This is a genomic window from Stenotrophomonas sp. STEN083 (genome assembly GCF_056759195.1).
In genome coordinates this window covers 48,774-73,109 of record NZ_JBRRCU010000014.1, presented here as the reverse complement: position 1 = coordinate 73,109, position 24,336 = coordinate 48,774, and the positions used below count along the sequence as shown (strand labels likewise).

The following is a 24,336-nucleotide window of genomic DNA, read 5'->3' as shown; positions in this document are numbered from 1 at the left end:
ACACACCCTCACCACACCCCCCCCCGGCCCCGCCCCGCTCCCCCGCCCGCCCGCCCCCCCCCCCCCCCCGCCCCGCCCCCCCCCCCCCCCCACTACAGGTGACGCTTTAGGACTTCATGCGTTCCCAGAAGCCCTTTACACCATCGATGAAGGTTGCCGACTTCGGCGAGTGCTTGCGCGCTTCGTCGCCGCTGAAGGTGGCTTCAAACTGCTCGAGCAACTTGCGCTGCTCTGCCGTCAGATTGACCGGGGTTTCCACCACGACGCGGCAGTACAGGTCACCTTCGGTACGGCTGCGCACCGACTTGACGCCCTTGCCACGCAGACGGAACAGCTTGCCGGTCTGGGTCTCGGCCGGGATGCGGATTTCCGCTTCGCCGCCCAGGGTGGCGACACGGATTGCGTCACCCAGCGCTGCCTGCGAGATACGCACCGGCACTTCGCAGTGCAGGTCATCGCCGTCGCGGGTGAAGATCGCATGCTCGCGCACGCGCACTTCCACATACAGATCGCCCGCCGGTGCACCGGCCGGACCAGCTTCGCCCTCGCCCTGCAGGCGAATGCGGTCACCGGTATCAACGCCTGCCGGCACTTTGACCGACAACACCTTGTCTTCTTCGATGCGACCGTTACCGTGGCAGGTCTTGCACGGCTTGCTGATGATCTGACCGCGACCATCACAGTTATGGCAGGCCTGCTGCATGGCGAAGATGCCGCGCTGCACACGCACCTGGCCACGACCACCGCAGACATTACAGGTCTCGACCTTGCGGTCTTCCGAGCCGCTGCCGTCGCAATCACCGCACTCGGCCAGGGTCGGAATCTCGATGCGGCGCTCAACGCCGGCCACCGCTTCTTCCAGGTCCAACTCCATCACGTAGCCGATGTCGGCACCGCGACGCGGCTGACGCGGACCGCCGCCACCTCCGCCAAAAATATTGCCGAAGATGTCGCCGAAAATATCATTCATGTCCGGACCACCCGGACCACCGCCACCACCGCCCATGCCGTGTTCAAACGCAGCGTGGCCGTGGGCGTCGTACATGCGCCGCTTATTGCCGTCGGACAGGGTTTCGTACGCCTCCTTGCACTCCTTGAAGGCAGCTTCAGCGGCAGCATCGCCCGGGTTGCGATCCGGGTGGTGCTTCATCGCGCAACGGCGATAGGCCTTCTTCAACTCTTCATCGGTGGCGGTGCGGGCTACGCCCAGTACATCGTAATAATCGCGTTTCATCGGCACATGAGGTTCTGTAATCGGGGTTGGGAATCAGGGACGGAAGCTTGGTATTGCAGATACCGGAAGGGGATCCGGAAGCCGGAACAGTAGTTCCGGATCCCGAATCCCCAGGTACAACGCCGGCCTTGCTTACTTCTTGTCGTCCTTGACTTCGGTGAACTCGGCGTCCACTACGTCGTCATTGGACTGGGCACCAGCGTCGTCGCCCGGAGCCGGACCGCCCTGCTCACCAGCGGAAGCAGCGGCAAACAGCGCCTGACCGGCTTCTTCCAGCGACTTCGACTTGGCTTCGATCTGCGCCTTGTCGTCGCCCTTCATTGCGGTTTCCAGATCGGCCAGTGCGGCTTCAACCTTGCCGATCACGTCGCCGCCAACCTTGCTGCCATGCTCGGTGATGGCGCTGCGGGTGGCGTGGATCAGACCATCAGCCTGGTTGCGGGTCTGCACCAGCTCCTGGAACTTCTTGTCTTCTTCGCGGTTGGCTTCCGCGTCGGCGACCATGCGTGCGATCTCGTCCTCGGACAGACCCGAACCGGCCTTGATCTCGACCTTCTGTTCCTTGTTGGTCTTCTTGTCCTTGGCCGACACGTGCAGGATGCCGTTGGCGTCGATGTCGAAGGACACCTCGACCTGCGGCATGCCGCGCGGTGCCGGCTCGATGCCGGACAGGTCGAACTTGGCCAGCGACTTGTTGTAACGGGCCTGCTCGCGCTCACCCTGCAACACGTGCACGGTCACGGCCGACTGGTTGTCCTCGGCGGTCGAGAAGGTCTGCGAGGCCTTGGTCGGGATGGTGGTGTTCTTCTCGATGATCTTGGTGAACACGCCACCCATGGTCTCGATACCCAGCGACAGCGGGGTCACGTCCAGCAGCAGCACGTCCTTGACGTCGCCGCCCAGCACGCCGCCCTGGATCGCAGCACCCAGTGCCACAGCTTCGTCCGGGTTGACGTCCTTGCGCGGTTCCTTGCCGAAGAACTCGGTAACAGCCTGCTGCACCTTCGGCATGCGGGTCTGACCACCGACCAGGATCACTTCGCTGATGTCGCTCGAACGCAGCCCGGCGTCATTCAACGCAACGCGGCACGGCTCGATCGACTTCTTGATCAGCTCTTCGACCAGGCTTTCCAGCTTGGCGCGGGTCAGCTTGATGTTCAGGTGCTTCGGACCGGAAGCGTCCGCAGTGACGTACGGCAGGTTGACTTCGGTCTGCTGCGCGGACGACAGCTCGATCTTGGCGCGCTCGGCGGCGTCCTTCAGGCGCTGCAGGGCCAACGGATCCTTGCGCAGGTCGATGCCCTGGTCCTTCTGGAACTCTTCGACCAGGTACTCGATGACGCGGTTGTCGAAGTCTTCGCCGCCCAGGAAGGTGTCACCGTTGGTGGCCAGCACTTCGAACTGCTTCTCGCCGTCGACGTTGGCGATCTCGATGATCGACACGTCGAAGGTGCCGCCGCCCAGATCGTACACAACGATCTTGCGATCCTTGTTGTCACCCTTGTCCAGGCCATAGGCCAGGGCAGCCGCGGTCGGCTCGTTGATGATGCGCTTGACATCCAGACCGGCGATGCGGCCTGCGTCCTTGGTGGCCTGGCGCTGGCTGTCGTTGAAGTAAGCCGGCACGGTGATGACCGCTTCGGTGACCTTTTCACCGAGGAAGTCTTCGGCGGTCTTCTTCATCTTCTCCAGCACGCGGGCAGAGATTTCCTGCGGTGCCATCTTCTTGGCATCGCTGGTCTGTACCCATGCGTCGCCGTTGTCATGCGCCAGGATGCCGTACGGCACGTGGGCGATGTCCTTCTGCACTTCGGCGTCGGTGAACTTGCGGCCAATAAGGCGCTTCACCGCATAGAAGGTGTTCTTCGGGTTGGTGACGGCCTGACGCTTGGCCGAGGCACCCACCAGTACTTCGCCGTCCTTGGTGTAGGCGACGATGGAGGGCGTGGTGCGATCGCCTTCCGAGTTTTCAATGACGCGGGCCTTGCCGCCGTCCATGATCGCCACGCACGAGTTGGTGGTGCCGAGGTCGATACCAATGATCTTGCCCATGGGGGACTCCTGAGTATTCGTTTGCCGGCAGCCGCCGGGGATGAATGGGATATGGGGAAGGACCTGATGACATTCAAGTCATCCCCGGAACACTGTTTGCCGGCAGCCGCGCCTGATTTAGGCAGCGGCCAGCCAGCGCGGCCGATCAGTCGGCCTGGGCCACCACAACCAGCGCCGGCCGCAGCAGGCGCTCGTTGAGCAGGTAGCCCTTCTGGAACACGGTCACTACCGCGCCCGGAGCCACGCCTGCCGGTGCCGGCACCTGGCTGATGGCCTGGTGATGCTCCGGATTGAAGGCCTGGCCGGCCGGGTCCAGCAGGACCAGACCGTTGTCAGCGGCTACTTTGAGCAGCTGCTTGTAGGTCAGCTCCATACCTTCGCGCAGTGGATTGGGCTCGCTGCCAGCGGCAGCCAAGCCTGCATCGAGGCTGTCGAACACCGGCAGCAGGTCGCCAAGCAGCTTCTCGTTGGCGAACTTGCGGGCCTGGTCGATGTCGCGGGCCACACGCTTGCGCTGGTTTTCCAGATCGGCGCGTTCGCGCAGCGATTCGGCCTTGACCTGCTCCAGCTCGGCGCGCAGCGCCTCGATCTGGTCGTGGTGCGCGTCGTCACCGCCCATGGCGGCGTTCTCGGGGTCGAATTCAGTGTGCTCTTGGTTCATTTTCGGTTCCTTGGCGGATGTTCTGCCGCCTACCCCGACCCGTATGTGGGCTGTACCGAAAGTTTCAAGGCTCCGGCTCACTCCATGAGACGCATTGTTCCTAATCTGGGCCGGCCATCGCCTGTCCTACATTGACCTGCCCGGCCCGCATGCTAGCTTTGCGCGGCCCCTAGACCTGCCAGCCATGCTCAGACATCTATCGATCAAGGATTTTGCCGTTGTCCGCGCCACCGAACTGGAGTTCGGCCCAGGCATGACTGTCGTTTCCGGTGAGACCGGCGCCGGCAAGTCATTGATGGTGGACGCTTTAGGCTTCCTGTCCGGCCTGCGCGCCGACTCCGGCGTGGTCCGCCATGGCGCCAGCCGCGCCGAGCTGTCGGCCGAATTCAGCCTGGACGACGACGCCCCGGCGCGCAGCTGGCTGCGCGACAACGAGCTGGACGACGAGGAACAATGCCAGCTGCGGCGCGTGATCCGCGCCGACGGCGGCTCGCGCGCCTTCATCAATGGCCGCCCGGTTCCGGTGTCGCAGCTGTCGGAATTGGCCGGCTTTCTGGTCGAGATCCACGGCCAGCACGACCAGCAGGCGCTGTTGTCGCGGCCCAGCCAGCTGGCCCTGCTCGACGCGTTTGCCCGCAATGAAGCTGAGCGCAGTGCTGTGCGCAGCGCTGCGGCGCAATGGCAGGGGCTGCTGGACGAGCGCGATGCGCTGTCCCAGCAAGGCGACGTCTCCGACCGGATCGGCTTTCTTGAGCACCAGCTCGGCGAGCTGCAACGCGAAGACCTGGAGCCTGCGGCAATCGTCGCGCTCGGCGCCAACCACCGCCGCCAGGCCCATTCCACCGCCCTGATCGAAGCCTGCCAGCGCGCTGGCGGCTTGCTCAATGGTGATGAGGACGGCCCTTCCCTGCTCTCGTTGCTGCAGCAGGTGCGAAATGAGCTGGGCCGGGTCAGCCAGCACGACGCCCGCCTCGGCGAGGTCGACGCCATGCTGGACGCGGCGGGTATCCAGCTGCACGAAGCGCTAGCCCAACTGGACCGGGTCCAGGACGACCTGGACAGCGACCCGGAAGCCTTCGAAGACATCGAGCGTCGACTAAGCCGCCTGCACGACCTGGCCCGCAAGCACCGCGTGCCAATGGAAGAGCTGGCCGCCACCCGCGACCGCCTCGAAGCCGAGCTGGAGCAGCTACACGGCGCCGACGAACGCCTGGCCAAGCTGGCCGGCGAGATCGACAAGGCCGCCGCCCGCTGGCAAGCCGCGGCAGCAACCCTTTCCAGCAGCCGCCAAGCGGCCGCCGCCTCCCTGTCCGACACCACCACCCTGCTGATCGGCGAGCTGGGTATGGGCGGCGGTCAGTTCCGGATCGAATTGGAACCGCAAGCGCAGCTGCGCCCGGACCCGAATGGCGCGGAGCGGGTCGAATTCCTGGTCGCCGCCAACGCCGGCCAGCCGGCCCGCGCCCTGCGCAAGGTCGCCTCGGGCGGCGAGCTGTCGCGCATCTCCTTGGCCATCGAAGTCGCCGCACTGGGCCTGGATGCCGTACCGACCATGGTCTTCGACGAAGTGGATTCGGGCATTGGCGGGGCAATTGCCGATATCGTCGGCAAGAAGCTGCGCGCCCTGGGCGAACGCCGTCAGGTCCTGTGCGTGACCCATCTGCCGCAGGTCGCCTCCAAGGGCCACAGCCATTACCGGGTAAGCAAGGCACCGGTGGAAGGCATGACCCAGAGCGCGGTTGAGCTGCTGGATGCCAAGGGCCGTGAAGAAGAGCTTGCGCGGATGCTGGGCGGTGCCGAGGTGAGCAAGGAAGCGCGGGCCGCGGCGCGGAAGTTGCTGACGGAAGCCTGATAGCGGGGGGCTTTGGCTTTTGCTTTGTGCCGTAGCTGTGGCTCTAAAGCCCCTCTCCCGCCTGCGGGAGAGGGGTTGGGGTGAGGGCAGCTCTTGGCTCCTAAAGCTCAGATCCTAAAGCCCCCCTGACGCTTTATCAGTGACGCCCTTGCCGAGCATGGCTCAGCACTACAGTGGGCCCTGACAGTGCCCTGGGAGAGCCCCTGCCGAGCATGGCTCGGCACTACATCCAAACCCCCTTGCCTTCGGCAAAGGGTCGAACACAAACAAAAACACCGGCCATTGGCCGGTGTTTTCAATTCAGCAGCAACAGCCCGAAGGCCGCGCCGCCAACGCCTTACTTACGTTTTTTGCGCACGTACAACACCAACGAGTGCTCTTCCAGCTCGAAACCGTGCTCTGCCGCGATCTTCCGCTGCAGCTCCTCGATTTCCGGGCTTTCGAACTCGATGATCTTGCCCGAGTCAACGTCCACCATATGGTCGTGGTGGCCACCTCGGTCCAGCTCATAAACAGCCTGGCCGCCTTCAAAATTGTGCTTGAGGACCAACCCAGCCGCCTCGAACTGGGTCAGCACACGGTAAACCGTGGCCAGCCCGATCTCATCACCGCAATCAAGCAGCTGGCGGTAGATGTCTTCGGCGGTGAGGTGGTGGTGCTGGGGGGTGTTCTGTTCAAGCAGGGCAAGGATGCGCATCCGCGGATGCGTAACCTTCAGGCCGACTTTGCGCAGGTCATTGGATTCCATAGCCATCGTGTTCATTGGCGGTTTAACGCCAGTTATCTCCGGTCAGATCGCGCTGGGTGCCGGGGAGTGTATCATCGACCTGATTTCCTCAACTGCCCTACCTAATGCGCAACCTCCTGTTGATCGCCGTTGTCGCCCTGTCCACTACTGGCTGCGGCATCATCTACAAGCAGCCCATCTATCAGGGCAACCTGATCCGTGAACAGTCCGTGGCGCAGTTGCAGGTCGGCCAAAGCAAGCAGCAGGTCAATGCGCTGCTCGGCACGCCGTCCATCGCTGACCCGTTCCACGCCCAGCGCTGGGACTACACCGCCAGCCAGCGCGTGAACCGCCTGGGCAAGACCGAGGTGAAAAACTTCGTCGTGTTCTTCGAGAACGACCAGGTCACCCGCTGGGAAGGCGACTATTTCCCGGTACAGGACGGCGACTTGGCACGCAATAGCGTGCGCCAGTTCGGCCGCAACCTGGCCAAGGACAAGAAAAAGGGCCGCTGATCCAGCGCACCCGTCGCAAGATCAATCGCCGCCGCGCGCTCGCCGGCGGCGATTTTCTTTGGGGTCGGCCAGCAACGGGCGCAGCAGTTCCACCCGGTCACCGTCCTGCAGCAGCTGCTGCGGACGCGCCAGCACACCGTGCACCGCCATCGCCACCACCTCAGCAGCGCCCTCCAGCGCCGCCTCGGCCACCGCATCGGCGACCGTGCAGCCCTCAGGCAGCTCCAGCTGCCGCTGCTGGTAACGGTCCGGCCAGGCCAGTACCACCTCTACCCGCATCACTTAGGCTTCCTGATCGGCCACACGCACGAAATCGTTGACCATGCGATCGGCCAAGCCCTGGAAGCCCAGCGCCAAGGCCGGCCCCAACAGCCGCGAGGTCGGCTCGAACTCCAGCTCCAAGGTGACCTTGCAGGCACTTTCGGACAGCGAATGGAACTCCCAGCGGCCGTGCAGGCGCTTGAACGGGCCTTCGCGCAGCTTCATATCGATGCTGTGCGGGCGCTGCAAGGTGTTTTCGGTCATGAACCAGGTCCGGAACGAACCCAGCCCCAGGTCGAGCCGGGCAACCAGCCGCTCCTCGCCCTGCTCCAGGATTTCCGCTTTGTCACACCAGCGGAACCGGCCAGGATAGGCGGCGACATCGTTGACCAGATTGAACATGCGCTCGGCGGAGTGTTCGACCAGCGCGCTGCGACGAATGGTAGTCATGGCGATACAGATACAGAAAGTGTTCGGGGAGCCCCCGAATCGGAGACAATACGGAAATGAGCAAGAAACAAAGCAAGGATAAAGCAAAGAGCGGGACGGCCGACAAAACCATCTCGTTGAACAAGCGCGCGCGCCACGAATACCATCTGGAAGAGCGGGTCGAAGCCGGCTTGGTGCTGCAGGGCTGGGAGGTCAAGGCGATCCGTGCTGGCCGCGGCAACATGACCGACGCCTACGCCTATGTGCGCGATGGCGAGATATTCCTGATCGGGGCGCAGATCACTCCGTTGATCCAGGCTTCCACCCATACCGTTCCGGAAGACCGCCGCCAGCGCAAGCTGCTGCTGCACCGTCGCGAGATCGACAAACTGATCGGCCGGGTCGAGCGCGAAGGCTACACGCTGGTCCCCACCGCGATGTACTGGAGCAAGAACAAGATCAAGATCGAGATCGCGCTGGCCAAGGGCAAGCAGAATCACGACAAGCGCGATACCGCCAAGGAACGCGACTGGGACCGCGAGAAGCAGCGCGCGATGCGTGCCCACAACCGCAACGCCTGATGTCTGCACAGCGCGCGGTGCAGGCAGCCAGCGCGCAGGATGTACAAGCGCTTTGTGCGCAGCTGCTGGCCTTCAATCGCAAGGCCAGTGGCAATAGCTTCGATGAGCTGCCACTGCAGTTGGCCAGCCATGACCAGGACGGAACCCTGCGCGGCGGATTGCTCGGCGATATCTGCGCCGGCTGGCTCGCCATCCATGTGCTGTGGGTTGACCCGGAGTTGCGCAGCCAGGGATTGGGCAGCCAGCTGCTGCTGGAAGCCGAACAACAGGCCAAGACTGCAGGCGCGCACAGCGTTGTGCTGGATACCTTCGACTGGCAGGCTGAAGGGTTCTATCTTCGGCATGGCTACGAGGTTTTCGGCCGACTGCCCGACTTTCCCCCCGGCCATGAGCGCATCTATCTGCGCAAGACGCTTTAGCCGATCAGTATCCGGCGCAGATCGCGTCGTTGGGCTCCAGGCGCCTGCAAGGCCGCGTACAGCACGCTCAAGCTGACCACTTCGCTCAACTCAGCAGCTTTGCGGTCATCACCGCCCAGCCACCGCCGCGCGTCCTCGGCAGCCTCCGGCGGCAGCAAGGCAAGAATCGCAGCATCGTCCAAAGCATCAACCTGCAGCTGCAGCGCGCGCGAGAACCGCAACACCCGCGCGGTATGGACCAGCAACAGAGCCAAGCCCAAGGCCATCGCGACGACAGCCACCCGCTCGACCCCAGCAGCGGCAAGCCCGGACCAAGGCGACTGCAGCAACAACAGCAGCACAGCCGCCAACAGATAGACGCCAAGCCAGCGCCGGCGCACCTGCCGCACCCAGCCCAGCAACCCGCCACAAAGCAGCAGCACCAACGGCGCGAGCTGCGGCCAATGGCTGCGTCCAAGCCGCGCCGTGATCAACGCCACAACCGCCAGCATCAGATAGAACACGACCGGTGCCAGCGCGCGCCGCCGAAACCCAGCCGCAACTTCACCCGCCAACAATCGCAGGCTGCGCGAACCGCGCTGCTGCATGACCACCCTCACCGTCACGAACTTGATGGTAGCGATGGTCCAGTGACAAACGTCGCAGAAAAGTCGGCGCGACGTTAAGCCTCACTCGATCTCTGCAAGCTGATGCACTGCCGCACCTACAAGTAGTTGCGAAGATAGTTGACTAGACTGATGCTCCAACAAGGAGCCCTTTGATTATGGATCGCTGGTACACCGCAACACTTCTGTCGCTGATCGTTCACCAGATAGATGCTGCCTACTGGCACGAATGGGACATGTTCCATGTACCCGGCGGCATTCAAGGTTTCCTGCTCTTCAACGCGCTGGCAGTTGGCTTGCTGCTCCACGGCTATCGGCAAGTGATTCTTGGCACGCCACAAGCAAGACGCTATGCCCTGCTCTGCGGCGGCATTGGTGTTCTCACCGCCCTGCTCCATGCCGGCTTTGCCGCCGTAGGAAACCAGCAGTTCGGCCTGCCGCTATCCATCGCGACCATCGTCGCCTGTCTGGTAAGCGGCACCGGCCTTTTGCTAAAGGCCCGCCACAACCCCAATTCACACGGGTGACTTTTCAGGCTTTTCCCCTGCAGCATTCGTGATGCCAGCGAGGCCTGGGTCAAAATATCGTCCACCGCGCCCAGTGAATCAGCGCCTTACCGAGGTGGCACTGTCGCCGACAGGCCGACTCCCAGCCCTGACCAAAATACGAAAAAAGCCCGCGAAGCACTCACGCTCGGCGGGCCTTTCCGTTCTGTAGTACCAAACGGAGATGTTCTGGAAGCGCTTGGTCAGCTTTTACTGTTTGACACCAAGGACCACCGACGGCAGCCAACCACGGTTACCCATTTCATCATCGACTTCAACCATTCCGCCATTTCGCCCGCCCGTGGGATAAGCGAGCATGCCCGGCTTGAGTTCAGCCACCACAGTCGCCTGGCTATCCGGCTGGGCCAGCAATCGCGCCATGCGATGCAACATCATGGTCTCTGCAGCTGCGGCCATCTGGCCACCGGCGACTACATTCTGGCTTACAACCTGCTGCGCCACCTGCCCCGCTGCACCGACCATGCCGCCCTGCTGGGCAGCCAAGCCCATCGCAGCCTGCGCCACGCCTGCGCCGATGCCCTGACCTGCAACCTGCTGTGCCACCTGCCCCGCTGCACTCATCATGCCGCCTTGCTGGGCTGCCAGGCCCATGGCAGCCTGCGCCACACCTGCGCCGACGCCCTGACCTGCAACCTGCTGCACCACTTGGCCGGCAGCACCCAACATGCCACCTTGCTGCGCCACAGCTCCCATCGCAGCCTGCGCCACACCGGCACCCTCGCCTTGGCCTGCAACCTGCTGCAACACCTGACCCGCAGCGCCAGCCATGCCGCCAGATTCAGTCATCGCGCCCATTGCGGCCGACGCGACATTGCCGCCAACCACGTGATCCACGCCATGCTGCGTCATCTGCCCCGGCATGGCAGGCCCTCCTTGCAACCTTGCTGCAGCGACATTGGCCAGCCTGGCTTGCGATGCAGCCAGCGTCTGGTAGGCATCCGGTGGCGCTACCGGCGCCACTCCACGGGTTGCCTGCGGCACATTGCGATTGGCCAAAACGCCGCGCTTTTTGCTGACCTCCTCAACCATCCGCTCATAGGCCTCTTCGTAGGCCTCCTTGATGACCTTGCCAATCTCGGTGTTGTCCCAGCTGCCAGCATTTACCCCCGCACTGCCCTGCAGGTTCGAGGCAGACACGGCTGCCGCCCACGCCTTGTCGGTGATTTTGGCTTCGCCGGTCACACTGACGAGCTGCTCGGACGTGCGTACATCAACCAGGGTCAGCACCACTTCGGCGGTCTGTCTTTTCGTCGACAGCTTGCCTGCCACGCCCAAGGTGGCAACGTTCATCATCGCCCCCATCAAGCCCCGCTTGCTACCGCCATTGGATGCGCCCGCGCCGATGCTCATGCCACCAGCATTGGGATTCTGCGACACGATATCCGGTACCAGCACGAAGTCCGCGCCACGCATCTGCCCACCGCCGATATTCTGACCTTCCTGCAAATGCCCGCCCATGGCCAGCTCGCGCTCAGCCTGCGCTGCGGTAAACCCGGCGCCGCGATCAAGCACGGTAAAGCACTTGGAATCGTTGACCAGCACCCGCAGCATGCGGGTAGGTGCGGGCAGGCCGTAGGTCGCCCAGATTCCCATGCCGTCATCCGGCTCGACGATGCGCAGACTGCCCTGCGGCGCCTTGCACTTATCCGATGACATACCCAGGAACGCCTGGCTTGGAAAGCTCGCCGTCGCCGACACGAGCGCGATGAAACCGGCTGCCAGAACGGCAGGCCGATGGATGGTGGTTTTCATGTTTATCCCCCTGTTTCCGCACTCCATGCGAAGTTGCGGATATGAATCGTCCTAATCAAATAAAAGCCCGCATCAGCCTGCGAACTCACGCTTCCGTCACATATGTTAACAAGTCATAACTATAAATGGGGGCCGTAAGAGCCACCCCGGCAGACCCGGCCAACAACCGTGGGCAATCGGCATAGCGCGCTGGCGGCTCCAACGCGAGCCTTCCCCCTTTTGGCCACTGCACTGTTACGTCTATACGGGCTGGCGGAATGGAAAGGCACAATGATGGTCGTCTCTGCCTTCTGATCACCGAGCGCTCCACGCATGCGTGACTGTTCAGCTCTTTGGCTGTAGCATTCACGCTGTCAGCGAGACTTTTGGCAGCTTTTCGTCACGTTTCACCCAAAAGTCGTTACAAATCAACGCTTAACCGGGGGTGCACTGGTTTCGACGGGGGTTGTGAAGTCGCTTGGCGCATGCCGAGGGGGTAGCTTTCCTCGTAAATCCAGCTGCAAAACTCTAGTTGCCAACGACGACAACTACGCTCTCGCCGCTTAAGGCGTAAGCCCCGAACCCACTTGTGCCCGTGCTCGTGGATGTAGGGTCATTATCACGGAACCGGCTGTGACGGCTGCCTGTCAGTCACGGCTTAACCAAAACAGGCTGGTCCTGGGGTGCGCTTTGCACACCGTGCTGCCACAGGACGAGACCCAACGGTGAGCTAAGCATGTAGTGCCGGGGATGGAGTGCCTTCGGACGGCGGTTCAATTCCGCCCACCTCCACCATTAGATGGACCGTCAAGGTCCCGATCAGGCCGGAAACCCAATAGCAGCACGGGTTTCCGGCCTTTTTTGTTTCCGTCGCAGTCCGTCCCGTTGCGTTGCAGACCATGAGACGGTGGGGGCATATTTTGGGGCATCTGCCCCCAGTGACGAATCACATGCCCCCACTGACCGATGTGGCCATCCGGAAGGCCAAGCCAACCAGCCGCACACAGAAGCTGTTCGACGGTGGCGGCCTTTACATGGAGATCTCCCCAAAGGACGGCCGGTGGTGGCGCCTGAAGTGCCGATTCGACGGCAAGGAGAAGCGGCTGGCGCTTGGCGTCTACCCGGACGTTTCGCTTGCCCTCGCCCGCCAGCGCCGCGAGGACGCCCGCCAATTGCTGGCCAGAGGTGTCGACCCCGGCGAGCACAAGAAGGCAGCGGCGGCGGCCCGCGCCGAGCTGGGCGCCAATACCTTCGAAGTGGTCGCCCGGGAATGGCTGACCAAACGGGACTGGGTGGACAGCTACCGGGTCAAGGTCGCGGCCTGGCTCGACAACGACGTATTCCCGTGGATCGGCAGCAGGCCGGCGGCAGAACTGGAGGCCACCGACTTTCTGGCCGTGGCGCGGCGAGTCGAGGGCCGCGGCGCGATCGAGTCCGCCCACCGAATCATGCAGAACTGTGGCCAAATCATGCGCTACGCTATTGCCACCGGCAGGGCCAAACGAAACCCGGTGGCCGACCTGCGCGGCGCCCTCGCGTCGCCGCCGGACAATACCTACGCTGCGGTTACTGACCCCGCCGAGCTGGGGCCATTGCTCAGAACGATGCATGGCTACAGCGGCACGATGGTTGTCAGGTGTGCGCTGCAGATGGCGCCGATGGTCTTCTTGCGCCCCGGGGAGCTGCGGCAGGCCGAATGGGCCGAGTTTGATTTGGACGCCAAGACCTGGACCATCCCGGCCGCGCGCATGAAGATGCGGCGGGCTCACATGGTCCCGCTGTCAGAACAGGCGCTGCCGGTGTTGGAGGAGATTAAGCCGCTTACCGGCCGGGCGCGCTACGTGTTCCCATCTGCCCGATCGCGCGACAGACCGATGTCAGAGAATGCCGTCACTGCAGCACTGCGCCGGATGGGCTACCAGACTGGCACCGTCACTGGTCATGGCTTCCGCGCCACCGCCCGCACGATCCTGGACGAAGTGCTGGGCTTCCGGCCCGACATCATCGAACACCAGCTGGCGCACGAAGTCCGCGACCCTAACGGCCGGTCCTACAACCGGACCTCGCACCTGCCTGAGCGGAAGAAGATGATGCAGGAATGGGCTGACTATCTGGACAAGCTCAGGAATCAGCCGGCCAAAGCGCAGTAATCCGGAGCTTCGGGAGAAGTGCCGAGCCAAGCTCGGCAGTCCCGGCCGGAATAGATCGAGGAATAATTTGCAGTCCGAATTGTCGCTCGACTGCAGTGCCGAGCTTACCTCGGTCCCCTCTCCTCACGACCTGGCCGAGTGCCGCGGATAAGCGCCTGCAGGTCAGGGCCGACTTCACCTGCCCCACACCATCAGAAAGACAGTTCGATTGCAACGGTATCGATATAGGTGCCAGCAGGAAGCCCTGCCTTGCCAACTGCACGACCGTAGACGTTGACAGTTCGGGCGGCGCCCGTACTGATGGACAAGGTAATCGTTGCGCCGACAGCCAACAGCGCAGTGCCTCCGGCATCCCAATAGAGATCATAAGGTACGTAGTTTCCGCCCGGGCCTTTCATTGCGCGAGTTCCGCCAGATGACTGCCCGTCGTTAGCGCCTCCGCCAATCTTTACGACCGGGATGGCTCCTTTTGAACACTGGATCAACATAGAACCGCCACCAGAACTCAACACTTGGCCGGTTGACGTCGTGAACAGATTTGATTGGGTTCCAAAATTTAGCGTCCCGAAGTCAACGCCGGTGCTTGCACTTGATCCGTTAACCTGGCAGCCACTTACAAGAGTCAGGCTTGAGTTGATGGTACCAGTGACATTGCCCGCCATACAGCCGGTTGATGCCACCATCAAAGCGGCGAAAAAAAGTCCTGCATTGAGCTTTGAAGTGCGCATCACCACTCCCTTTGGATGTTTGGCCCGCAGTGCGCAGGTGTTTGGCGGGCGGAGTGTAGCAGCCTGAAATAGCTGATTTGAAAGGAATTTACCTCTTACGACACTGTTGTATAACAGCCGACAACGTCCTTTTTCGTCAGAAAAAGCACGATGAAAAAAGCATCCACGTAGTCTGCCCCGACAAGCTGTGGAGGTCGGAGCTAGAGCCCGCCGCCACGCTGTCGGTTCGATAGAACTCGGAAGGCAGCGTCTATCAGCACGACGTTTGGCGGGGCAGCACACATTGCTACCGACTTCCCTACTTCTTCAGTGCAATCGCGGCAGTCTCGGCCCGCAACCTGGCCTCATGCCGACGCGCCCATTCCTCGCAGCCCGCCCTGCCCGTCTCGTAGTTCCTGCAGTTGCGCGACGGGTGCAGCACCGCTCCGTTTGGTGGTGGGAGGTGATAGCCAAGCTTCACAAACCAAGACCCGCCCAGCCGCTCGACCAGCCGGGAAACGGCCAGATCATTGACGTAGATCGCGGTCAGCTGGCTCTCGAAGTCGGCGACCTTCGCCCATTTGAAGTTTTCTGGAAGCATGGTCCAGCATCGCGCCGGGCCGTCTCAGGGGCTGGGACTAGAGCACCCGTCGCACTGGGGGGGGTGTCTGATCTATTGACTCTCGCGCTATGTGCCTAATGCTCTCAGCAACACATCCCTTCCAGTCATCAAAGTGGTCCGCGATTGGCGCGGGCCTATGTCACTCCACAACGTTCGGTCGCTTGCGATCCCACCACCGCCAAGACGCTGCGCGACCTTTCTCAATCTCGTCGTTGTAGATTTTTTCGCACATGTATAGCTGGTTCGATGACACATATTTCTCGCAAGATGCGCGGACCTTTGCTGCCCTACCTATGTACTCAGGAGGCGTAAGGCTGACGAGATAAACGGCCAAGGAAAGCGCCGCTGGAATTCCTACAACCCAGGGCCATATCTTTGGTCCTGGCACAACTGCACCACACTTGGGGCATGCTTTCGCTGTTGTGCTGATCTCATTGCCGCACTCTCTGCAAGCAATCATTGCCATGCATACTCTCCTTAGCTCGCGCCGAATGGGGACTGGCGCTGTTACGTCGCGCGATGCTAAAGGCGCTTGCTGTAGCCAGCAAGTCAGTGCATCCCCGACAGGAAACGCATAGCCTCACGCCGCAATCTTGTGCTCGTAGAACGGGTGCCGCTTGTCGTCGAAGATTGCGTACAGCGCCTGAAGGGGTTTATCTAAAGGCCAGCAGCGGCCAGTCGCTGCTCTACGGCATCCAGCCGGTGCACCAATCCTCGGGCAATGAACGCCAGCAACTCATCCATGCGGAAGCTATAGCGGCCGCCCGCTGGGCGGTGCTCTTGGACGATTTCGCCGTCCTCGTCTCGAATCTCCGGCAGCTCGTTCCACTGGTCATAGCAAATGAAGCCGTAGGCGAATGGGTCAAGGCCCTGCGATTCCAGGATGGCAATCGCCCGCTGCACGGTCAGGCCGATGTGCTGCCGGGCCGCTCCGCCCTTTTCGGCAAGCATCGCCAGCCACTGGTACGCACCAATCTCGCGCCCCGGCTCTGCCGCTGCCACCAGTTCCGCAGTGGTGAACGGACGTACCGGGGTCTTCTCACGGGCGTCCGAGGTGTTGATCGTTCCCGTGGCTGTAAAGATCTCTTTTGGTCGTGCTGATGCGCTGCCGATATTCTGGGTGTTGTCCGCGCCGGGGAGGATGTTCCCAAAGCCATCAATTCGCATGCGAACCACCGCCGCATTCGCGCCGATCGGCGTCGCTTCGAACAGCAGGCCGGACCCTGATGCCGCACTCGTATAGCTCTCTTCCGCACGCATCCGAACACGGGCGCTGATCTTGTATTCCGACCCGTTCCAGCCGCCTGCTACGAACAGCATCATTGTGTCGGTAGCAGCGATGGCGTTCGGGGAGGCGAGAGTTCCGCGTGCGCGGTGGCCGGTGTAGTTAGGGACAAGCGTGTCGGATGCCGCGCGCATCACGAAGCGTTGGTCACCATTGTTCTCCAGCTCATTCGTGTAGAGTCCATCTGCACGAAGGAAACCCGTCTTCGATCCATCGCCGTGCATCGCGTACTGAGCGTGGGGATTGGGCTGCGCGACATGGGTGGCCACCGCTGCGGAGGCTCGGGCATCAGCACGGGCATTGGTGAAGTAGAGGTTGGTGCCTTCGGCCAGATCTGTCGTCGTCGCCGCACTGGTGCCGGCCACGCGCCCGAAGTCATCGCGCAGGGTCTTCTGCAGCGTGCCGCCGCCTGCATTAGCCAGCTCTGCCAGGGCGACGGTCGGATTTCCGGCGACGCCGTCACCATCGGCAACAGCGATGCCCTCGCCCTCCTCGATCGAGCGCTGGTGTCACTCGCCATCAGAGCCGCGCGTGGTGAAGCCGGTGCCGAGCAGCTTAGCCAGCTTCTGGATGTTCTGCGGGATCTCGCGGATCAGCTTCCAGACGGTCGCCACAGGCCGGGCGGTCTCGGGCTGCGTTGCCGGCGGGGTTACTGGCGCAGCCGTCGCCGTCGCCACGGGCACGTTGATGACGCGCCCCAGCTGGTCTTTCAGCTTGATCTTCTTGCCAGCCATTGCTCACCTCAGTGCTGTGTGCCGCGGCGCACAAACCTGCGTGCGCTTCGGTTGATATGGTTACGCGGCCCTATCCAGGGCAAACAAAGGACTGACGTGATGATCAAGAAGACCTTGAAGACCGTGCTGTTCCTGCTGGTTGCTGCATCTGGCCTCGCTTCTGCGCAGGTCACACCATGTTCTATGTGCGAAGTCAGCCTCAACCGATGCCTGACGAAGGGCGCGATGTCCGAGGCTCAGTGCTATCAGAATTACGCGAACTGCAAGGCAGAGGCCTGCCCGGCGCCGTAATGCGTGAGGACTGGCCCGCTTGTCGGGGGGCCAGTCTTAGTGTTTTTGATTGGCCGAGATCACGGCCTGGCATGCCTCGACTTGGTCGTGGGCGTCTCTTCCGATTCGAACAAGATCGCCCTGATCCTTTGCTCGTAGGTCGGCGAGCGCATTACGTTCGGCGGCGCCGGCTCCGGACTCGGACACGCGGTTGGTTTCACACGCTGCCCACTGCCGGCGCAGCTGGAGGTTGCCAGCACGCAGGTCAGCAACAACAGCAGCAGTGACGACCTCAGCCGCAGCCCGATCTTCTTCATGCTTCTCTCCGATGGTGGCCAAGGTGTCGGCCTGCTGGTGTTCGATGGCGCGCACCTGGGCGATCTGCTCGACAGCGGCGGCACTGGTGCTGGCCTGCAGCTTGGCTTCGGCACCAGCTGCACGGTCACCACGCCAAGCCCAGCCAATGGCGAACATGCCGACGGACCAAGTTGCGAAGGCAACGACGACGATCAGCGTCCGGTTCATTTCGGCACCCCGATGCCGGCTTCCTTGAGTTTGAACTCGAGGTGCATGATCCGCATGGTCAGCTCATAGACCTTGGACTCTGCAGCCCGGCGCTCCTTGCGCTCTTCATCGAGCCCCTGCTCGAGCGTTACCAATCGAGCTTCTTGTGCATTCATTCGATCTGCTTGCTGCGTTACCAAGGCGTTGTAGCTGCGGCCTTCTGTCGAAACGAAACGGTCCCAGAGGAACTTCCCAAGTAAAGCGACGGCGCCGCCAGTCGCCACTTCGGCACCCGTCATATCCATCACTTGCCCACCTCCCCGCCTGCCTGTCGGTACACGTCCAGCAGCCGATCCAGCTTCTGCTCGTGCTGGCCATAGCCTGCGCCCGGCAAGCTGGCCCAGATATTCCGCACCTTGGAGATGACCTCAACGATCTTCCCGGCCTGGATCAGCGGCAGCGCCTGGCGTTCCCGGATCTGCTGCAGCGCGATTAGGTCTTGGCTCAGCTGCGAGAAGTCGCGCAGGTTGAGCGTCTTGCGGTAGGCGTCGTAGTAGCGGCGCAGCAGCTGGTAGCGACCGGCGGCAGTGGACTGGATCCGCAGCTTGGGTAGGTCTACCAGCACGCGCGGGTGGTCGGCGTAGCCCCGGAACAGCTGGCCGCCGACGATCAGGTCGTAACCGCGATCCCGCGTCGGCTTCCTGCCGTTATCGGTGCCCTCCGACCAAGCGAGCATGTCCAGGAATGCCCCGACATTGCGCCCCCCTGCTGTGGTCTCTGAGATATCGGCCATCTGTCTGCACACCCCTGTTGGATTGGGGATATGCTGAGCTGGCGCGGCGTGGGGTCAACGGAGAACTACAGCACCTGCCGCGGCAAATACTGGCTTTGGCCATCCATGGACAGGGGGATCAGAAATGGGCACCAAAACGGTTGTCATAGTTGCTGTTTCGCTGGTCGTCGCCGTAGCCGCGGGCTTGCTCACCAAGAATACGATAGAGCTCAGCCACGAGAACGCGGCTTTGCGCCAGAAGGTCTCGGACCTCGAGACGAAAGTCGCCCTCCAAGAGGCTCAAAATCTCGCGGCACTGATTGAGGCGCGGGGCCAGTTTGACGCGAGAATGAAGCCTGTGGGCCAATTGGAGTTCGCGGATGGCGAGCATCTAATGCTACTTGCTCCATTGAAATACAAGATCGGAAACAGTGATCAGCAGATCATTATCCCGGCTGGTTTTGTTCACGACAGGGCCAGTGTCCCGCAATGGCTTCGGAGCCTCATGTCGAACACAGGCGAGTTCGCACTGGCCGCCATCGTTCACGACTATTTGTACTGGGCGCAGCCCTGCACAAAGACTCAGGCGGACAACTTGATGTACATAGCCATGCTGGAAAGCAAAGTTGGCCCAGCAGACAGACTGAAGATATCGACCGCATTGTCGGTAGCCGGCTCACACGCCTTCAACTCGAATCGACGCGCTCGCGGGTCCGGCGATTTTCGAGTGGTTCCCGAACATCATAGAGATCTGGCCGCAGGTGAATCCTGGACTCCATTCCATGCCCGACTGAAGGCCCTTGGCGTTTCAGACCCTGGTTTCGAGCAGGCTTCGTCCTTCTGCGCCATTGGCGATCGACGGGATGTCCCGAAGGCGACCTAGCGGTACACCCAGAAGCCCGCATCTGCGGGCTTCTTCTCTTTGGGATACATCGCTATCGGATGAGCCACATCACCAACGAAGAAAAACCCCGCCTAAGCGGGGTTTCCTTTTAAGCAGCTTTCGAAACTCTTTTCCTCGACAACTTCCGCGGCAGCGACTGATCAGTCGAAGGCGGTAATCTCTGCTGTTCGAAAGCCTCTCTGCGCTCACTGTACGGGACGCGTGACCCGATCATTACAGCGTTCTGAATTTCGGCGCTAGAAACTGCATCGAGTTGCTCTGCGGTCATCTGGTCGCGATTGAGGGCTTCAAAGCCTGCACCGACAACCCAGTTCACAAGCCTACATTCGTTGGCATAGTGAAAGTGCTTCGTCTCCTTGCCTTCGGCGCGGCGGGTTGTCTCCAACATCTTGCACATGACCTTATGGCTACTGGCGGCCGCACTTCGTGCAGATACACGAGAACTCGCGCCTCCCACGATGGTATCGATCTGCTCGTCACACCAAATCTCGAAGTCCACATCGAGCCACCTGGCGAACCGCACCGCCAGCTTGGGGTGGAGCCAGGTGCCGCCACCCCGACCACGCGAGGTTTTCAAATACGGGATTTTCCCGTATTTACGCTCCAGCCCCTCGATGTACTTGGTTGTTTCTGGCAGGCGCAGCCATTCGGTTGGGTTCTTTCCGAAGCAGGCGGCTGCCGTGGTTACTGAGAACCAACCATCGCTGGTGAACTCCACCTCGCGGCCCTGAAACCCCAATTGGATGATCTGGCTCATAGACCCTCCAGTGCCGCAAAACGGCTCGATGTAACGGCACAACAGCTCTTCTTACAGTTTGGCATTGCTCGATACCTCATTGATCTGAAGGGCATCGGGCCTGGCTGAATAGCCTGGATTTGACACTTTTTGTCTCAAATCCTTAGACTGGCGGCCGTCCGGAGGGGGAAGTTCCGGACGGCGTACGAACCAGGTTCGACGCAGTGGTTGCAGTACAAAATGGGAAAACATCCGCCCCATCTAGTTAGCGCTAGGTGGGGTTTCTCTTTGTGGAGGTAGAACCTCCAGAGCTCGGGGCGGGGAAAACTGCCCGGAACTCACCACCAAGGTTACTGCCCAATTTGTGACGGTCAACTCTAAAATCCGATTTTCGGGACTTGAAACTTTTGTAACCCTAGTGCCGCAAGCGTTTCGAGCTACATCAAGGGTTTCTTTGAAGCTTGCATTCCGTGAATGCGAGACGCCCTCAGGCACCCCGCCCTAGCTGGTGCTACTCTCCGCCCGTCTGGGGCCTGGGGGGGTGTTTCATGCGATCAACAGCTTTGGTGCTTTGCTTTTTCTGCCTTTTGCCTATGGCGTCACGAGCAGCCAACGAGGTTGTAGCGGGTTCCGTCTACGCCTGCATGCGAGATGGGGTTAGGCACTACACAACCAAGCCGCTTCCCGGAGAAAATGGTTGCAGGGTGATCAACTACCGATATGTGGATCGAACTCAGGCACCAAACACTCGCCCCCTCTATCGGTGTATCGGCGCGGACGGGATTCCCGAGTACATGTTGCGCGCCTCACCTGGCTGTGTCGTCATTTCCGCGATCCGACCAGCTCCCCAGCCAAGACCATCGGCCTTGGCTACGAATGGCAGCTTCGGCGGTTACAGATGCACACAAGACTGTAGTGGGCACAAGGCAGGTTACGATTGGGCCCAGGCGCATGGTGTCACCAGTCCTGATGAGTGCCACGGCAATTCACAGTCCTTCATTGAGGGCTGCCGGGCTTTCACGGAAGACAATAAATAGCTATAGCCCAAGCCCGCCACCAAGAATGAGTAACCAGGAGCAGCACGGATGCAGCCGAATGTCCCCGTACCAACCGACAACCTCTACAAATTCGCAGCCCTATTCGGGCTCGCGCTCATCATTGCCACGATGATCGGCCTTACAGTCCTTCACCAGTCCGCCAATGACCGCATTGTTTCGTTCGCAAAGCAGATCGCCGACCTGAAGGCCAGCGAGAGCCCTGTCCAGAAAGAGCATCTGCCCGTGCTCGAGAAGATGATCAAAATCCAGATTAAGGACCGCGATACCAATGGAGGAGTGCTCTTGTTTGCCTGTTTTGCAGGCATGGCACTGTCCGGATGGGGCTTTCTCCGCTGGTCAAAGATCCAACCCCTCCACGACGAGCTGCTAGAACTCCAGGTCGCCAAGGCCCGGAAGGAAGCCCACGGCTCCAACGTCTACCGAGAGTTGCCGAAGCGGCCCGAGACGAAGATGCCGGTAAAGAAGGCCAAGTAGCCAACACGACCCAAACAAAAACCCCGCCGATTGGCGGGGTTTTTTACTTCAACCGTTCGAGTTACAGAACTGGAGGCAATCTTGATAGACCAGCTCGCATGCTGCTGCTCCCTTACCTTCCGATAAGCACTCTCTTTTGAGCGTCATACACCCTGCACTACACGGAGGAGCTGCCGTAGCGACTCCACCAGCAACTGCCAAAGCTACAGCCGAGACTGCCACGACCTTCCTTAGCCACTTCTGCATGTAGATCCCCAAGGTGAGCTCGAGTATTTCGAGCGAGGATGAGATTAGTGCAGTCCCGTATCCGATTCCTTCTGCAACGCAGCAACACATTGAGCAGGTGGAAACTGAAGAAGCAGCCCTGCAGACCCGTTGCGTCACCACAGGCACCCCCTCCGAAGCCCTGCTATCCTCCGCGCAAGGGTGTGAGGCCGATCGCGGTCTAACTACCCTGAACCTTCGAAGAGCCGGTTATTGGAGGACCTATGCGCTCAATTGTTGTTGCTTCATTGATTTTTGCATTGGCTGGTTGCGCGACCGTCCACAACATGGACCGCAACTCAATCACCGACTTTCAGATGACGGGAACAGCCACCTGGGCAATGACGGCGCTAACTGCCGCCAACTACCCTCCCGACAGCGAGGCTGCCGAAGCAATAAGAATGAAGTGGATAGAGCAGCACTCCACTGCCAATGGCTGCAGCAATCCCATCGTTGAAACCCGTCAGTTCACGAAGGCTGTGAAGAGCCTGGCCAGAACCGGGTTCAGCGACTCAGTCGGAAAAATTGCTTACACCGGAACCTGCAGCCGTTGAGGTTAAGGGGACATAGCCCGCCCCCTGGCCACACAGGCAACACCCAAAAAGCCCTGTTATCCTGCCAACTCCGTAGGGGACAGGGCTTTTTCATGGGTGGCAGGGAGCTAAGGACGTGGGCGACGTCCCCCGCTTTCAGTAGCGGGGCCCTTTAGAGTCCAGATTTAATCGTAGCGGCTTTGGCCGCCAACTGTTGGGCATAGGCGGTCGGTGTCAGGCCGCCTAAGATCTTCTTCGGTCGTTCCTCGTTGTATTCCCGCCGCAAGGTTTCGATCTCGGTACGTGCGTGCAGCAGTGTGGGAAACCAGTGCTCGTTGAGGCATTCGTCGCGTAGGCGGCCATTGAAACTCTCGATGTAGGCGTTCTGATTTGGCTTTCCTGGCTGGATCAAGCGCAACTGCACGCCTTGCTCGTAGGCCCATGCCACCATCGCCTTGCCGCAGAACTCCTTGCCGTTGTCGGTCCGGATCACCTGCGGCAGACCTCGGGTCAGTGCCAGCCGGGCCAGCACCCGTGCCACGCCGTAGTCGGAGATCGCCCGCTCCACCTCAATCGCTACCGCCTCGTGCGTGGCATCGTCGACGATCGTCAGCGCCTTGATTACACGACCCTCGGCTGTGCGATCGAACACGAAGTCCATTGACCAGACCTGATTGGCTGCCTCCGGCCGCAGCAACGGTTGACGCTCGCCCAGCAGCACTTTCTTACGCTTGCGCCGACGCACCTGCAACTTGGCCTCCTGATACAAGCGTTCCACCCGCTTGTAATTCACCGTCCACTGCCCCTGCCGCAACTTCAGGTAGATCATCCCCACGCCGTAGCGTTTGTGTCGCTGTGCCAGCGCCAGGATCCGCTCGCGAAGTTCGACATTGCGATCGGGGCGCGGGACATAGCGCAGTGCGCTGGCGCTCATCCGTACCACGGCCAGTGCCCGCCTCTCTGTGAGACCGCGCTCCATCAAATGCCGCACCAGCGTTCGGACAGCAGCTTCTTCAGCCGGGCATTCTCCGCCTCCAGCTCCTTGAGTCGCTTGGCCTCCGGCACACTCATGCCCCCGAACTTGCTGCGCCACAGGTAGTAGGACGTCTCACTAAACCCGTGTCGGCGGCACAGCTCTCTCACCGCCATGCCGGCCTCTGCCTCACGCAGGAAGCCAATGATCTGTTCTTCGGAAAAGCGTTTCTTCATGTCCAATCTCCGTCTCGTTGGGGATTGAACTCCAAATCGCCGCGCTACTCAAAATCGGGGCGACGTCGGCTCGTCACTTCTGTGCCGGACAATGCCGGCACTGAGCTCGCGCCACCAGTTTGCCGAATACGGATGCAGCCATTTGCGAGGCAGGGGCTTGCCGAACCGGGATTTGCGAAGCACGCGCGCTTTGAGCCAGTCGATCTCGAATCCGGCCCACTCGGGCGCAGGAAGCAATGCCATGTTGAATGAAACGGCAGGACGCACTTCATTCCAGAAGATGACCTCCAGCTCTTCAAGCGAGTACTTGGACTCTGTGCATGCGCGAGCGATGTCTGCGAGAACAATTGACGGGTCGGTATCCATCCAGAAATTCTGCATGTGATCCCACACCGGAGCGCGATCCTGAATGTCTTCGTATGGTGGTCTCATGCCAGCAAGCTACCAGATAGCTGCTCCCGTGCCGCCCGTCATCGGAGAT

General features: G+C 61.3%; 28 protein-coding genes, 1 other RNA gene and 1 pseudogene. 11 read left to right on the top strand and 19 right to left on the bottom strand.

Annotated elements, in window-relative coordinates:
- Positions 1 to 106: 106 nt before the first annotated feature.
- From dnaJ to grpE, 3 genes are all read right to left on the bottom strand, one after another.
- The gene (gene dnaJ, locus ACVOK8_RS06875) at positions 107 to 1,234 is read right to left on the bottom strand and encodes a molecular chaperone DnaJ (protein WP_481566171.1); all 1,128 of its coding nucleotides are present in this window, start codon (positions 1,232 to 1,234) and stop codon (positions 107 to 109) included.
- A gap of 132 nt (positions 1,235 to 1,366) precedes the next feature.
- A complete protein-coding gene (gene dnaK, locus ACVOK8_RS06870; RefSeq protein WP_481566170.1) occupies positions 1,367 to 3,286 on the bottom strand; it encodes a molecular chaperone DnaK in 1,920 nt (639 codons plus the stop codon).
- A 145-nt stretch (positions 3,287 to 3,431) separates the two neighbouring features.
- Positions 3,432 to 3,947: a nucleotide exchange factor GrpE gene (grpE, locus tag ACVOK8_RS06865; RefSeq protein ID WP_481566169.1), complete on the bottom strand. Its 516-nt coding sequence runs from the start codon at positions 3,945 to 3,947 to the stop codon at positions 3,432 to 3,434.
- Between the two features lie 184 nt (positions 3,948 to 4,131).
- On the opposite strand from grpE, the gene recN reads away from it, so the two are divergent.
- Positions 4,132 to 5,799, top strand: a complete 1,668-nt coding sequence (gene recN, locus ACVOK8_RS06860) for a DNA repair protein RecN (RefSeq protein WP_481566168.1) — start codon at positions 4,132 to 4,134, stop codon at positions 5,797 to 5,799.
- Between the two features lie 337 nt (positions 5,800 to 6,136).
- Here recN and fur read toward each other — a convergent pair whose 3' ends face one another.
- Complete coding sequence (gene fur, locus ACVOK8_RS06855; protein WP_282271992.1) at positions 6,137 to 6,547, bottom strand: ferric iron uptake transcriptional regulator; 411 nt, start codon at positions 6,545 to 6,547, stop codon at positions 6,137 to 6,139.
- Between the two features lie 104 nt (positions 6,548 to 6,651).
- On the opposite strand from fur, the gene ACVOK8_RS06850 reads away from it, so the two are divergent.
- A complete protein-coding gene (locus ACVOK8_RS06850) occupies positions 6,652 to 7,041 on the top strand; it encodes an outer membrane protein assembly factor BamE (protein ID WP_481566167.1) in 390 nt (129 codons plus the stop codon).
- 21 nt (positions 7,042 to 7,062) lie between these two features.
- On the opposite strand, the gene ACVOK8_RS06845 is transcribed toward ACVOK8_RS06850, so the two are convergent.
- Both ACVOK8_RS06845 and ACVOK8_RS06840 read right to left on the bottom strand, forming a co-directional pair.
- The gene (locus ACVOK8_RS06845) at positions 7,063 to 7,320 is read right to left on the bottom strand and encodes an RnfH family protein (RefSeq protein WP_481566177.1); all 258 of its coding nucleotides are present in this window, start codon (positions 7,318 to 7,320) and stop codon (positions 7,063 to 7,065) included.
- 3 nt (positions 7,321 to 7,323) lie between these two features.
- The gene (locus ACVOK8_RS06840; RefSeq protein ID WP_481513579.1) at positions 7,324 to 7,752 is read right to left on the bottom strand and encodes a type II toxin-antitoxin system RatA family toxin; all 429 of its coding nucleotides are present in this window, start codon (positions 7,750 to 7,752) and stop codon (positions 7,324 to 7,326) included.
- Positions 7,753 to 7,808: 56 nt separating this feature from the next.
- Between ACVOK8_RS06840 and smpB the strand changes: the two genes are divergently transcribed.
- Together smpB and ACVOK8_RS06830 are read left to right on the top strand one after the other, a co-directional pair.
- Positions 7,809 to 8,312: an SsrA-binding protein SmpB gene (gene smpB / locus ACVOK8_RS06835; RefSeq protein ID WP_481566166.1), complete on the top strand. Its 504-nt coding sequence runs from the start codon at positions 7,809 to 7,811 to the stop codon at positions 8,310 to 8,312.
- On the top strand, positions 8,312 to 8,731 hold the full coding sequence (locus ACVOK8_RS06830) for a GNAT family N-acetyltransferase (protein ID WP_481566165.1): 420 nt from the start codon (positions 8,312 to 8,314) through the stop codon (positions 8,729 to 8,731). Before smpB ends, ACVOK8_RS06830 begins: the two co-directional genes overlap by 1 nt.
- Here ACVOK8_RS06830 and ACVOK8_RS06825 read toward each other — a convergent pair.
- Complete coding sequence (locus ACVOK8_RS06825; RefSeq protein ID WP_481566164.1) at positions 8,728 to 9,318, bottom strand: hypothetical protein; 591 nt, start codon at positions 9,316 to 9,318, stop codon at positions 8,728 to 8,730. The genes ACVOK8_RS06830 and ACVOK8_RS06825 overlap by 4 nt on opposite strands.
- A gap of 176 nt (positions 9,319 to 9,494) precedes the next feature.
- Here ACVOK8_RS06825 and ACVOK8_RS06820 point away from each other — a divergent pair, with 176 nt between their 5' ends.
- Positions 9,495 to 9,863 carry a DUF6713 family protein gene (locus tag ACVOK8_RS06820; RefSeq protein WP_481566163.1) on the top strand — a complete coding sequence of 123 codons (369 nt, stop codon included), beginning with the start codon at positions 9,495 to 9,497 and terminating at the stop codon, positions 9,861 to 9,863.
- Positions 9,864 to 10,091: 228 nt separating this feature from the next.
- Here ACVOK8_RS06820 and ACVOK8_RS06815 read toward each other — a convergent pair whose 3' ends face one another.
- Positions 10,092 to 11,654: a CsgG/HfaB family protein gene (locus tag ACVOK8_RS06815; RefSeq protein WP_481566162.1), complete on the bottom strand. Its 1,563-nt coding sequence runs from the start codon at positions 11,652 to 11,654 to the stop codon at positions 10,092 to 10,094.
- A gap of 420 nt (positions 11,655 to 12,074) precedes the next feature.
- On the opposite strand from ACVOK8_RS06815, the gene ssrA reads away from it, so the two are divergent.
- Positions 12,075 to 12,428: a transfer-messenger RNA gene (gene ssrA / locus ACVOK8_RS06810) on the top strand.
- Positions 12,429 to 12,532: 104 nt separating this feature from the next.
- Positions 12,533 to 13,783 carry a tyrosine-type recombinase/integrase gene (locus ACVOK8_RS06805; protein WP_481566161.1) on the top strand — a complete coding sequence of 417 codons (1,251 nt, stop codon included), beginning with the start codon at positions 12,533 to 12,535 and terminating at the stop codon, positions 13,781 to 13,783.
- 191 nt (positions 13,784 to 13,974) lie between these two features.
- Here the strand turns inward: ACVOK8_RS06805 and ACVOK8_RS06800 are convergent, their stop codons facing one another.
- From ACVOK8_RS06800 to ACVOK8_RS06780, 5 genes are all read right to left on the bottom strand, one after another.
- Positions 13,975 to 14,511: a Csu type fimbrial protein gene (locus ACVOK8_RS06800; protein ID WP_481566160.1), complete on the bottom strand. Its 537-nt coding sequence runs from the start codon at positions 14,509 to 14,511 to the stop codon at positions 13,975 to 13,977.
- Positions 14,512 to 14,809: 298 nt separating this feature from the next.
- The gene (locus ACVOK8_RS06795; RefSeq protein ID WP_481566159.1) at positions 14,810 to 15,091 is read right to left on the bottom strand and encodes a hypothetical protein; all 282 of its coding nucleotides are present in this window, start codon (positions 15,089 to 15,091) and stop codon (positions 14,810 to 14,812) included.
- 160 nt (positions 15,092 to 15,251) lie between these two features.
- The gene (locus ACVOK8_RS06790; RefSeq protein ID WP_481566176.1) at positions 15,252 to 15,572 is read right to left on the bottom strand and encodes a zinc ribbon domain-containing protein; all 321 of its coding nucleotides are present in this window, start codon (positions 15,570 to 15,572) and stop codon (positions 15,252 to 15,254) included.
- A gap of 197 nt (positions 15,573 to 15,769) precedes the next feature.
- Positions 15,770 to 16,762 carry a tail fiber domain-containing protein gene (locus ACVOK8_RS06785; protein WP_481566158.1) on the bottom strand — a complete coding sequence of 331 codons (993 nt, stop codon included), beginning with the start codon at positions 16,760 to 16,762 and terminating at the stop codon, positions 15,770 to 15,772.
- Between the two features lie 144 nt (positions 16,763 to 16,906).
- Entirely contained in the window at positions 16,907 to 17,131 is a 225-nt protein-coding gene (locus ACVOK8_RS06780) for a hypothetical protein (protein ID WP_481566157.1), read from the bottom strand.
- A gap of 99 nt (positions 17,132 to 17,230) precedes the next feature.
- Here ACVOK8_RS06780 and ACVOK8_RS06775 point away from each other — a divergent pair, with 99 nt between their 5' ends.
- Positions 17,231 to 17,422 (top strand): hypothetical protein, encoded by a 192-nt coding sequence (locus tag ACVOK8_RS06775; protein WP_481566156.1) that lies wholly within the window; start codon positions 17,231 to 17,233, stop codon positions 17,420 to 17,422.
- A gap of 36 nt (positions 17,423 to 17,458) precedes the next feature.
- On the opposite strand, the gene ACVOK8_RS06770 is transcribed toward ACVOK8_RS06775, so the two are convergent.
- From ACVOK8_RS06770 to ACVOK8_RS06760, 3 genes are read right to left on the bottom strand one after another with little or no spacing between them, the layout of a single operon-like run.
- A complete protein-coding gene (locus ACVOK8_RS06770; RefSeq protein ID WP_481566155.1) occupies positions 17,459 to 17,926 on the bottom strand; it encodes a lysis system i-spanin subunit Rz in 468 nt (155 codons plus the stop codon).
- Entirely contained in the window at positions 17,923 to 18,210 is a 288-nt protein-coding gene (locus ACVOK8_RS06765) for a hypothetical protein (protein ID WP_481566154.1), read from the bottom strand. Before ACVOK8_RS06765 ends, ACVOK8_RS06770 begins: the two co-directional genes overlap by 4 nt.
- Positions 18,210 to 18,698: a glycoside hydrolase family 24 protein gene (locus ACVOK8_RS06760; RefSeq protein WP_481566153.1), complete on the bottom strand. Its 489-nt coding sequence runs from the start codon at positions 18,696 to 18,698 to the stop codon at positions 18,210 to 18,212. The genes ACVOK8_RS06765 and ACVOK8_RS06760 overlap by 1 nt, the downstream gene beginning before the upstream one ends.
- A 124-nt stretch (positions 18,699 to 18,822) precedes the next feature.
- Between ACVOK8_RS06760 and ACVOK8_RS06755 the strand changes: the two genes are divergently transcribed.
- The gene (locus ACVOK8_RS06755; protein WP_481566152.1) at positions 18,823 to 19,560 is read left to right on the top strand and encodes a DUF1353 domain-containing protein; all 738 of its coding nucleotides are present in this window, start codon (positions 18,823 to 18,825) and stop codon (positions 19,558 to 19,560) included.
- A 109-nt stretch (positions 19,561 to 19,669) separates the two neighbouring features.
- Here the strand turns inward: ACVOK8_RS06755 and ACVOK8_RS06750 are convergent, their stop codons facing one another.
- The gene (locus ACVOK8_RS06750; protein WP_481566151.1) at positions 19,670 to 20,338 is read right to left on the bottom strand and encodes a KilA-N domain-containing protein; all 669 of its coding nucleotides are present in this window, start codon (positions 20,336 to 20,338) and stop codon (positions 19,670 to 19,672) included.
- A gap of 1,064 nt (positions 20,339 to 21,402) precedes the next feature.
- Here ACVOK8_RS06750 and ACVOK8_RS06745 point away from each other — a divergent pair.
- Positions 21,403 to 21,849 carry a hypothetical protein gene (locus ACVOK8_RS06745; protein WP_481566150.1) on the top strand — a complete coding sequence of 149 codons (447 nt, stop codon included), beginning with the start codon at positions 21,403 to 21,405 and terminating at the stop codon, positions 21,847 to 21,849.
- 488 nt (positions 21,850 to 22,337) lie between these two features.
- Complete coding sequence (locus tag ACVOK8_RS06740) at positions 22,338 to 22,667, top strand: hypothetical protein (protein WP_481566149.1); 330 nt, start codon at positions 22,338 to 22,340, stop codon at positions 22,665 to 22,667.
- A gap of 151 nt (positions 22,668 to 22,818) precedes the next feature.
- On the opposite strand, the pseudogene ACVOK8_RS06735 reads toward ACVOK8_RS06740, so the two are convergent.
- Both ACVOK8_RS06735 and ACVOK8_RS06730 read right to left on the bottom strand, forming a co-directional pair.
- A pseudogene (locus ACVOK8_RS06735) lies at positions 22,819 to 23,855 on the bottom strand (IS3 family transposase).
- A 48-nt stretch (positions 23,856 to 23,903) separates the two neighbouring features.
- On the bottom strand, positions 23,904 to 24,287 hold the full coding sequence (locus tag ACVOK8_RS06730; RefSeq protein ID WP_481566148.1) for a DUF7079 family protein: 384 nt from the start codon (positions 24,285 to 24,287) through the stop codon (positions 23,904 to 23,906).
- Between the last annotated feature and the right edge of the window lie 49 nt (positions 24,288 to 24,336).

Bases quoted from the DNA above. Each gene is read 5' to 3' on its own strand.
- dnaJ (WP_481566171.1), bottom strand. From the start codon at position 1,234: ATGAAACGCGATTATTACGATGTACTGGGCGTAGCCCGCACCGCCACC.
- dnaK (WP_481566170.1), bottom strand. From the start codon at position 3,286: ATGGGCAAGATCATTGGTATCGACCTCGGCACCACCAACTCGTGCGTG.
- grpE (WP_481566169.1), bottom strand. From the start codon at position 3,947: ATGAACCAAGAGCACACTGAATTCGACCCCGAGAACGCCGCCATGGGC.
- recN (WP_481566168.1), top strand. From the start codon at position 4,132: ATGCTCAGACATCTATCGATCAAGGATTTTGCCGTTGTCCGCGCCACC.
- fur (WP_282271992.1), bottom strand. From the start codon at position 6,547: ATGGAATCCAATGACCTGCGCAAAGTCGGCCTGAAGGTTACGCATCCG.
- ACVOK8_RS06850 (WP_481566167.1), top strand. From the start codon at position 6,652: ATGCGCAACCTCCTGTTGATCGCCGTTGTCGCCCTGTCCACTACTGGC.
- ACVOK8_RS06845 (WP_481566177.1), bottom strand. From the start codon at position 7,320: ATGCGGGTAGAGGTGGTACTGGCCTGGCCGGACCGTTACCAGCAGCGG.
- ACVOK8_RS06840 (WP_481513579.1), bottom strand. From the start codon at position 7,752: ATGACTACCATTCGTCGCAGCGCGCTGGTCGAACACTCCGCCGAGCGC.
- smpB (WP_481566166.1), top strand. From the start codon at position 7,809: ATGAGCAAGAAACAAAGCAAGGATAAAGCAAAGAGCGGGACGGCCGAC.
- ACVOK8_RS06830 (WP_481566165.1), top strand. From the start codon at position 8,312: ATGTCTGCACAGCGCGCGGTGCAGGCAGCCAGCGCGCAGGATGTACAA.
- ACVOK8_RS06825 (WP_481566164.1), bottom strand. From the start codon at position 9,318: ATGCAGCAGCGCGGTTCGCGCAGCCTGCGATTGTTGGCGGGTGAAGTT.
- ACVOK8_RS06820 (WP_481566163.1), top strand. From the start codon at position 9,495: ATGGATCGCTGGTACACCGCAACACTTCTGTCGCTGATCGTTCACCAG.
- ACVOK8_RS06815 (WP_481566162.1), bottom strand. From the start codon at position 11,654: ATGAAAACCACCATCCATCGGCCTGCCGTTCTGGCAGCCGGTTTCATC.
- ACVOK8_RS06805 (WP_481566161.1), top strand. From the start codon at position 12,533: ATGAGACGGTGGGGGCATATTTTGGGGCATCTGCCCCCAGTGACGAAT.
- ACVOK8_RS06800 (WP_481566160.1), bottom strand. From the start codon at position 14,511: ATGCGCACTTCAAAGCTCAATGCAGGACTTTTTTTCGCCGCTTTGATG.
- ACVOK8_RS06795 (WP_481566159.1), bottom strand. From the start codon at position 15,091: ATGCTTCCAGAAAACTTCAAATGGGCGAAGGTCGCCGACTTCGAGAGC.
- ACVOK8_RS06790 (WP_481566176.1), bottom strand. From the start codon at position 15,572: ATGATTGCTTGCAGAGAGTGCGGCAATGAGATCAGCACAACAGCGAAA.
- ACVOK8_RS06780 (WP_481566157.1), bottom strand. From the start codon at position 17,131: ATGGCTGGCAAGAAGATCAAGCTGAAAGACCAGCTGGGGCGCGTCATC.
- ACVOK8_RS06775 (WP_481566156.1), top strand. From the start codon at position 17,231: ATGATCAAGAAGACCTTGAAGACCGTGCTGTTCCTGCTGGTTGCTGCA.
- ACVOK8_RS06770 (WP_481566155.1), bottom strand. From the start codon at position 17,926: ATGAACCGGACGCTGATCGTCGTCGTTGCCTTCGCAACTTGGTCCGTC.
- ACVOK8_RS06765 (WP_481566154.1), bottom strand. From the start codon at position 18,210: ATGGATATGACGGGTGCCGAAGTGGCGACTGGCGGCGCCGTCGCTTTA.
- ACVOK8_RS06760 (WP_481566153.1), bottom strand. From the start codon at position 18,698: ATGGCCGATATCTCAGAGACCACAGCAGGGGGGCGCAATGTCGGGGCA.
- ACVOK8_RS06755 (WP_481566152.1), top strand. From the start codon at position 18,823: ATGGGCACCAAAACGGTTGTCATAGTTGCTGTTTCGCTGGTCGTCGCC.
- ACVOK8_RS06750 (WP_481566151.1), bottom strand. From the start codon at position 20,338: ATGAGCCAGATCATCCAATTGGGGTTTCAGGGCCGCGAGGTGGAGTTC.
- ACVOK8_RS06745 (WP_481566150.1), top strand. From the start codon at position 21,403: ATGCAGCCGAATGTCCCCGTACCAACCGACAACCTCTACAAATTCGCA.
- ACVOK8_RS06740 (WP_481566149.1), top strand. From the start codon at position 22,338: ATGCGCTCAATTGTTGTTGCTTCATTGATTTTTGCATTGGCTGGTTGC.
- ACVOK8_RS06730 (WP_481566148.1), bottom strand. From the start codon at position 24,287: ATGAGACCACCATACGAAGACATTCAGGATCGCGCTCCGGTGTGGGAT.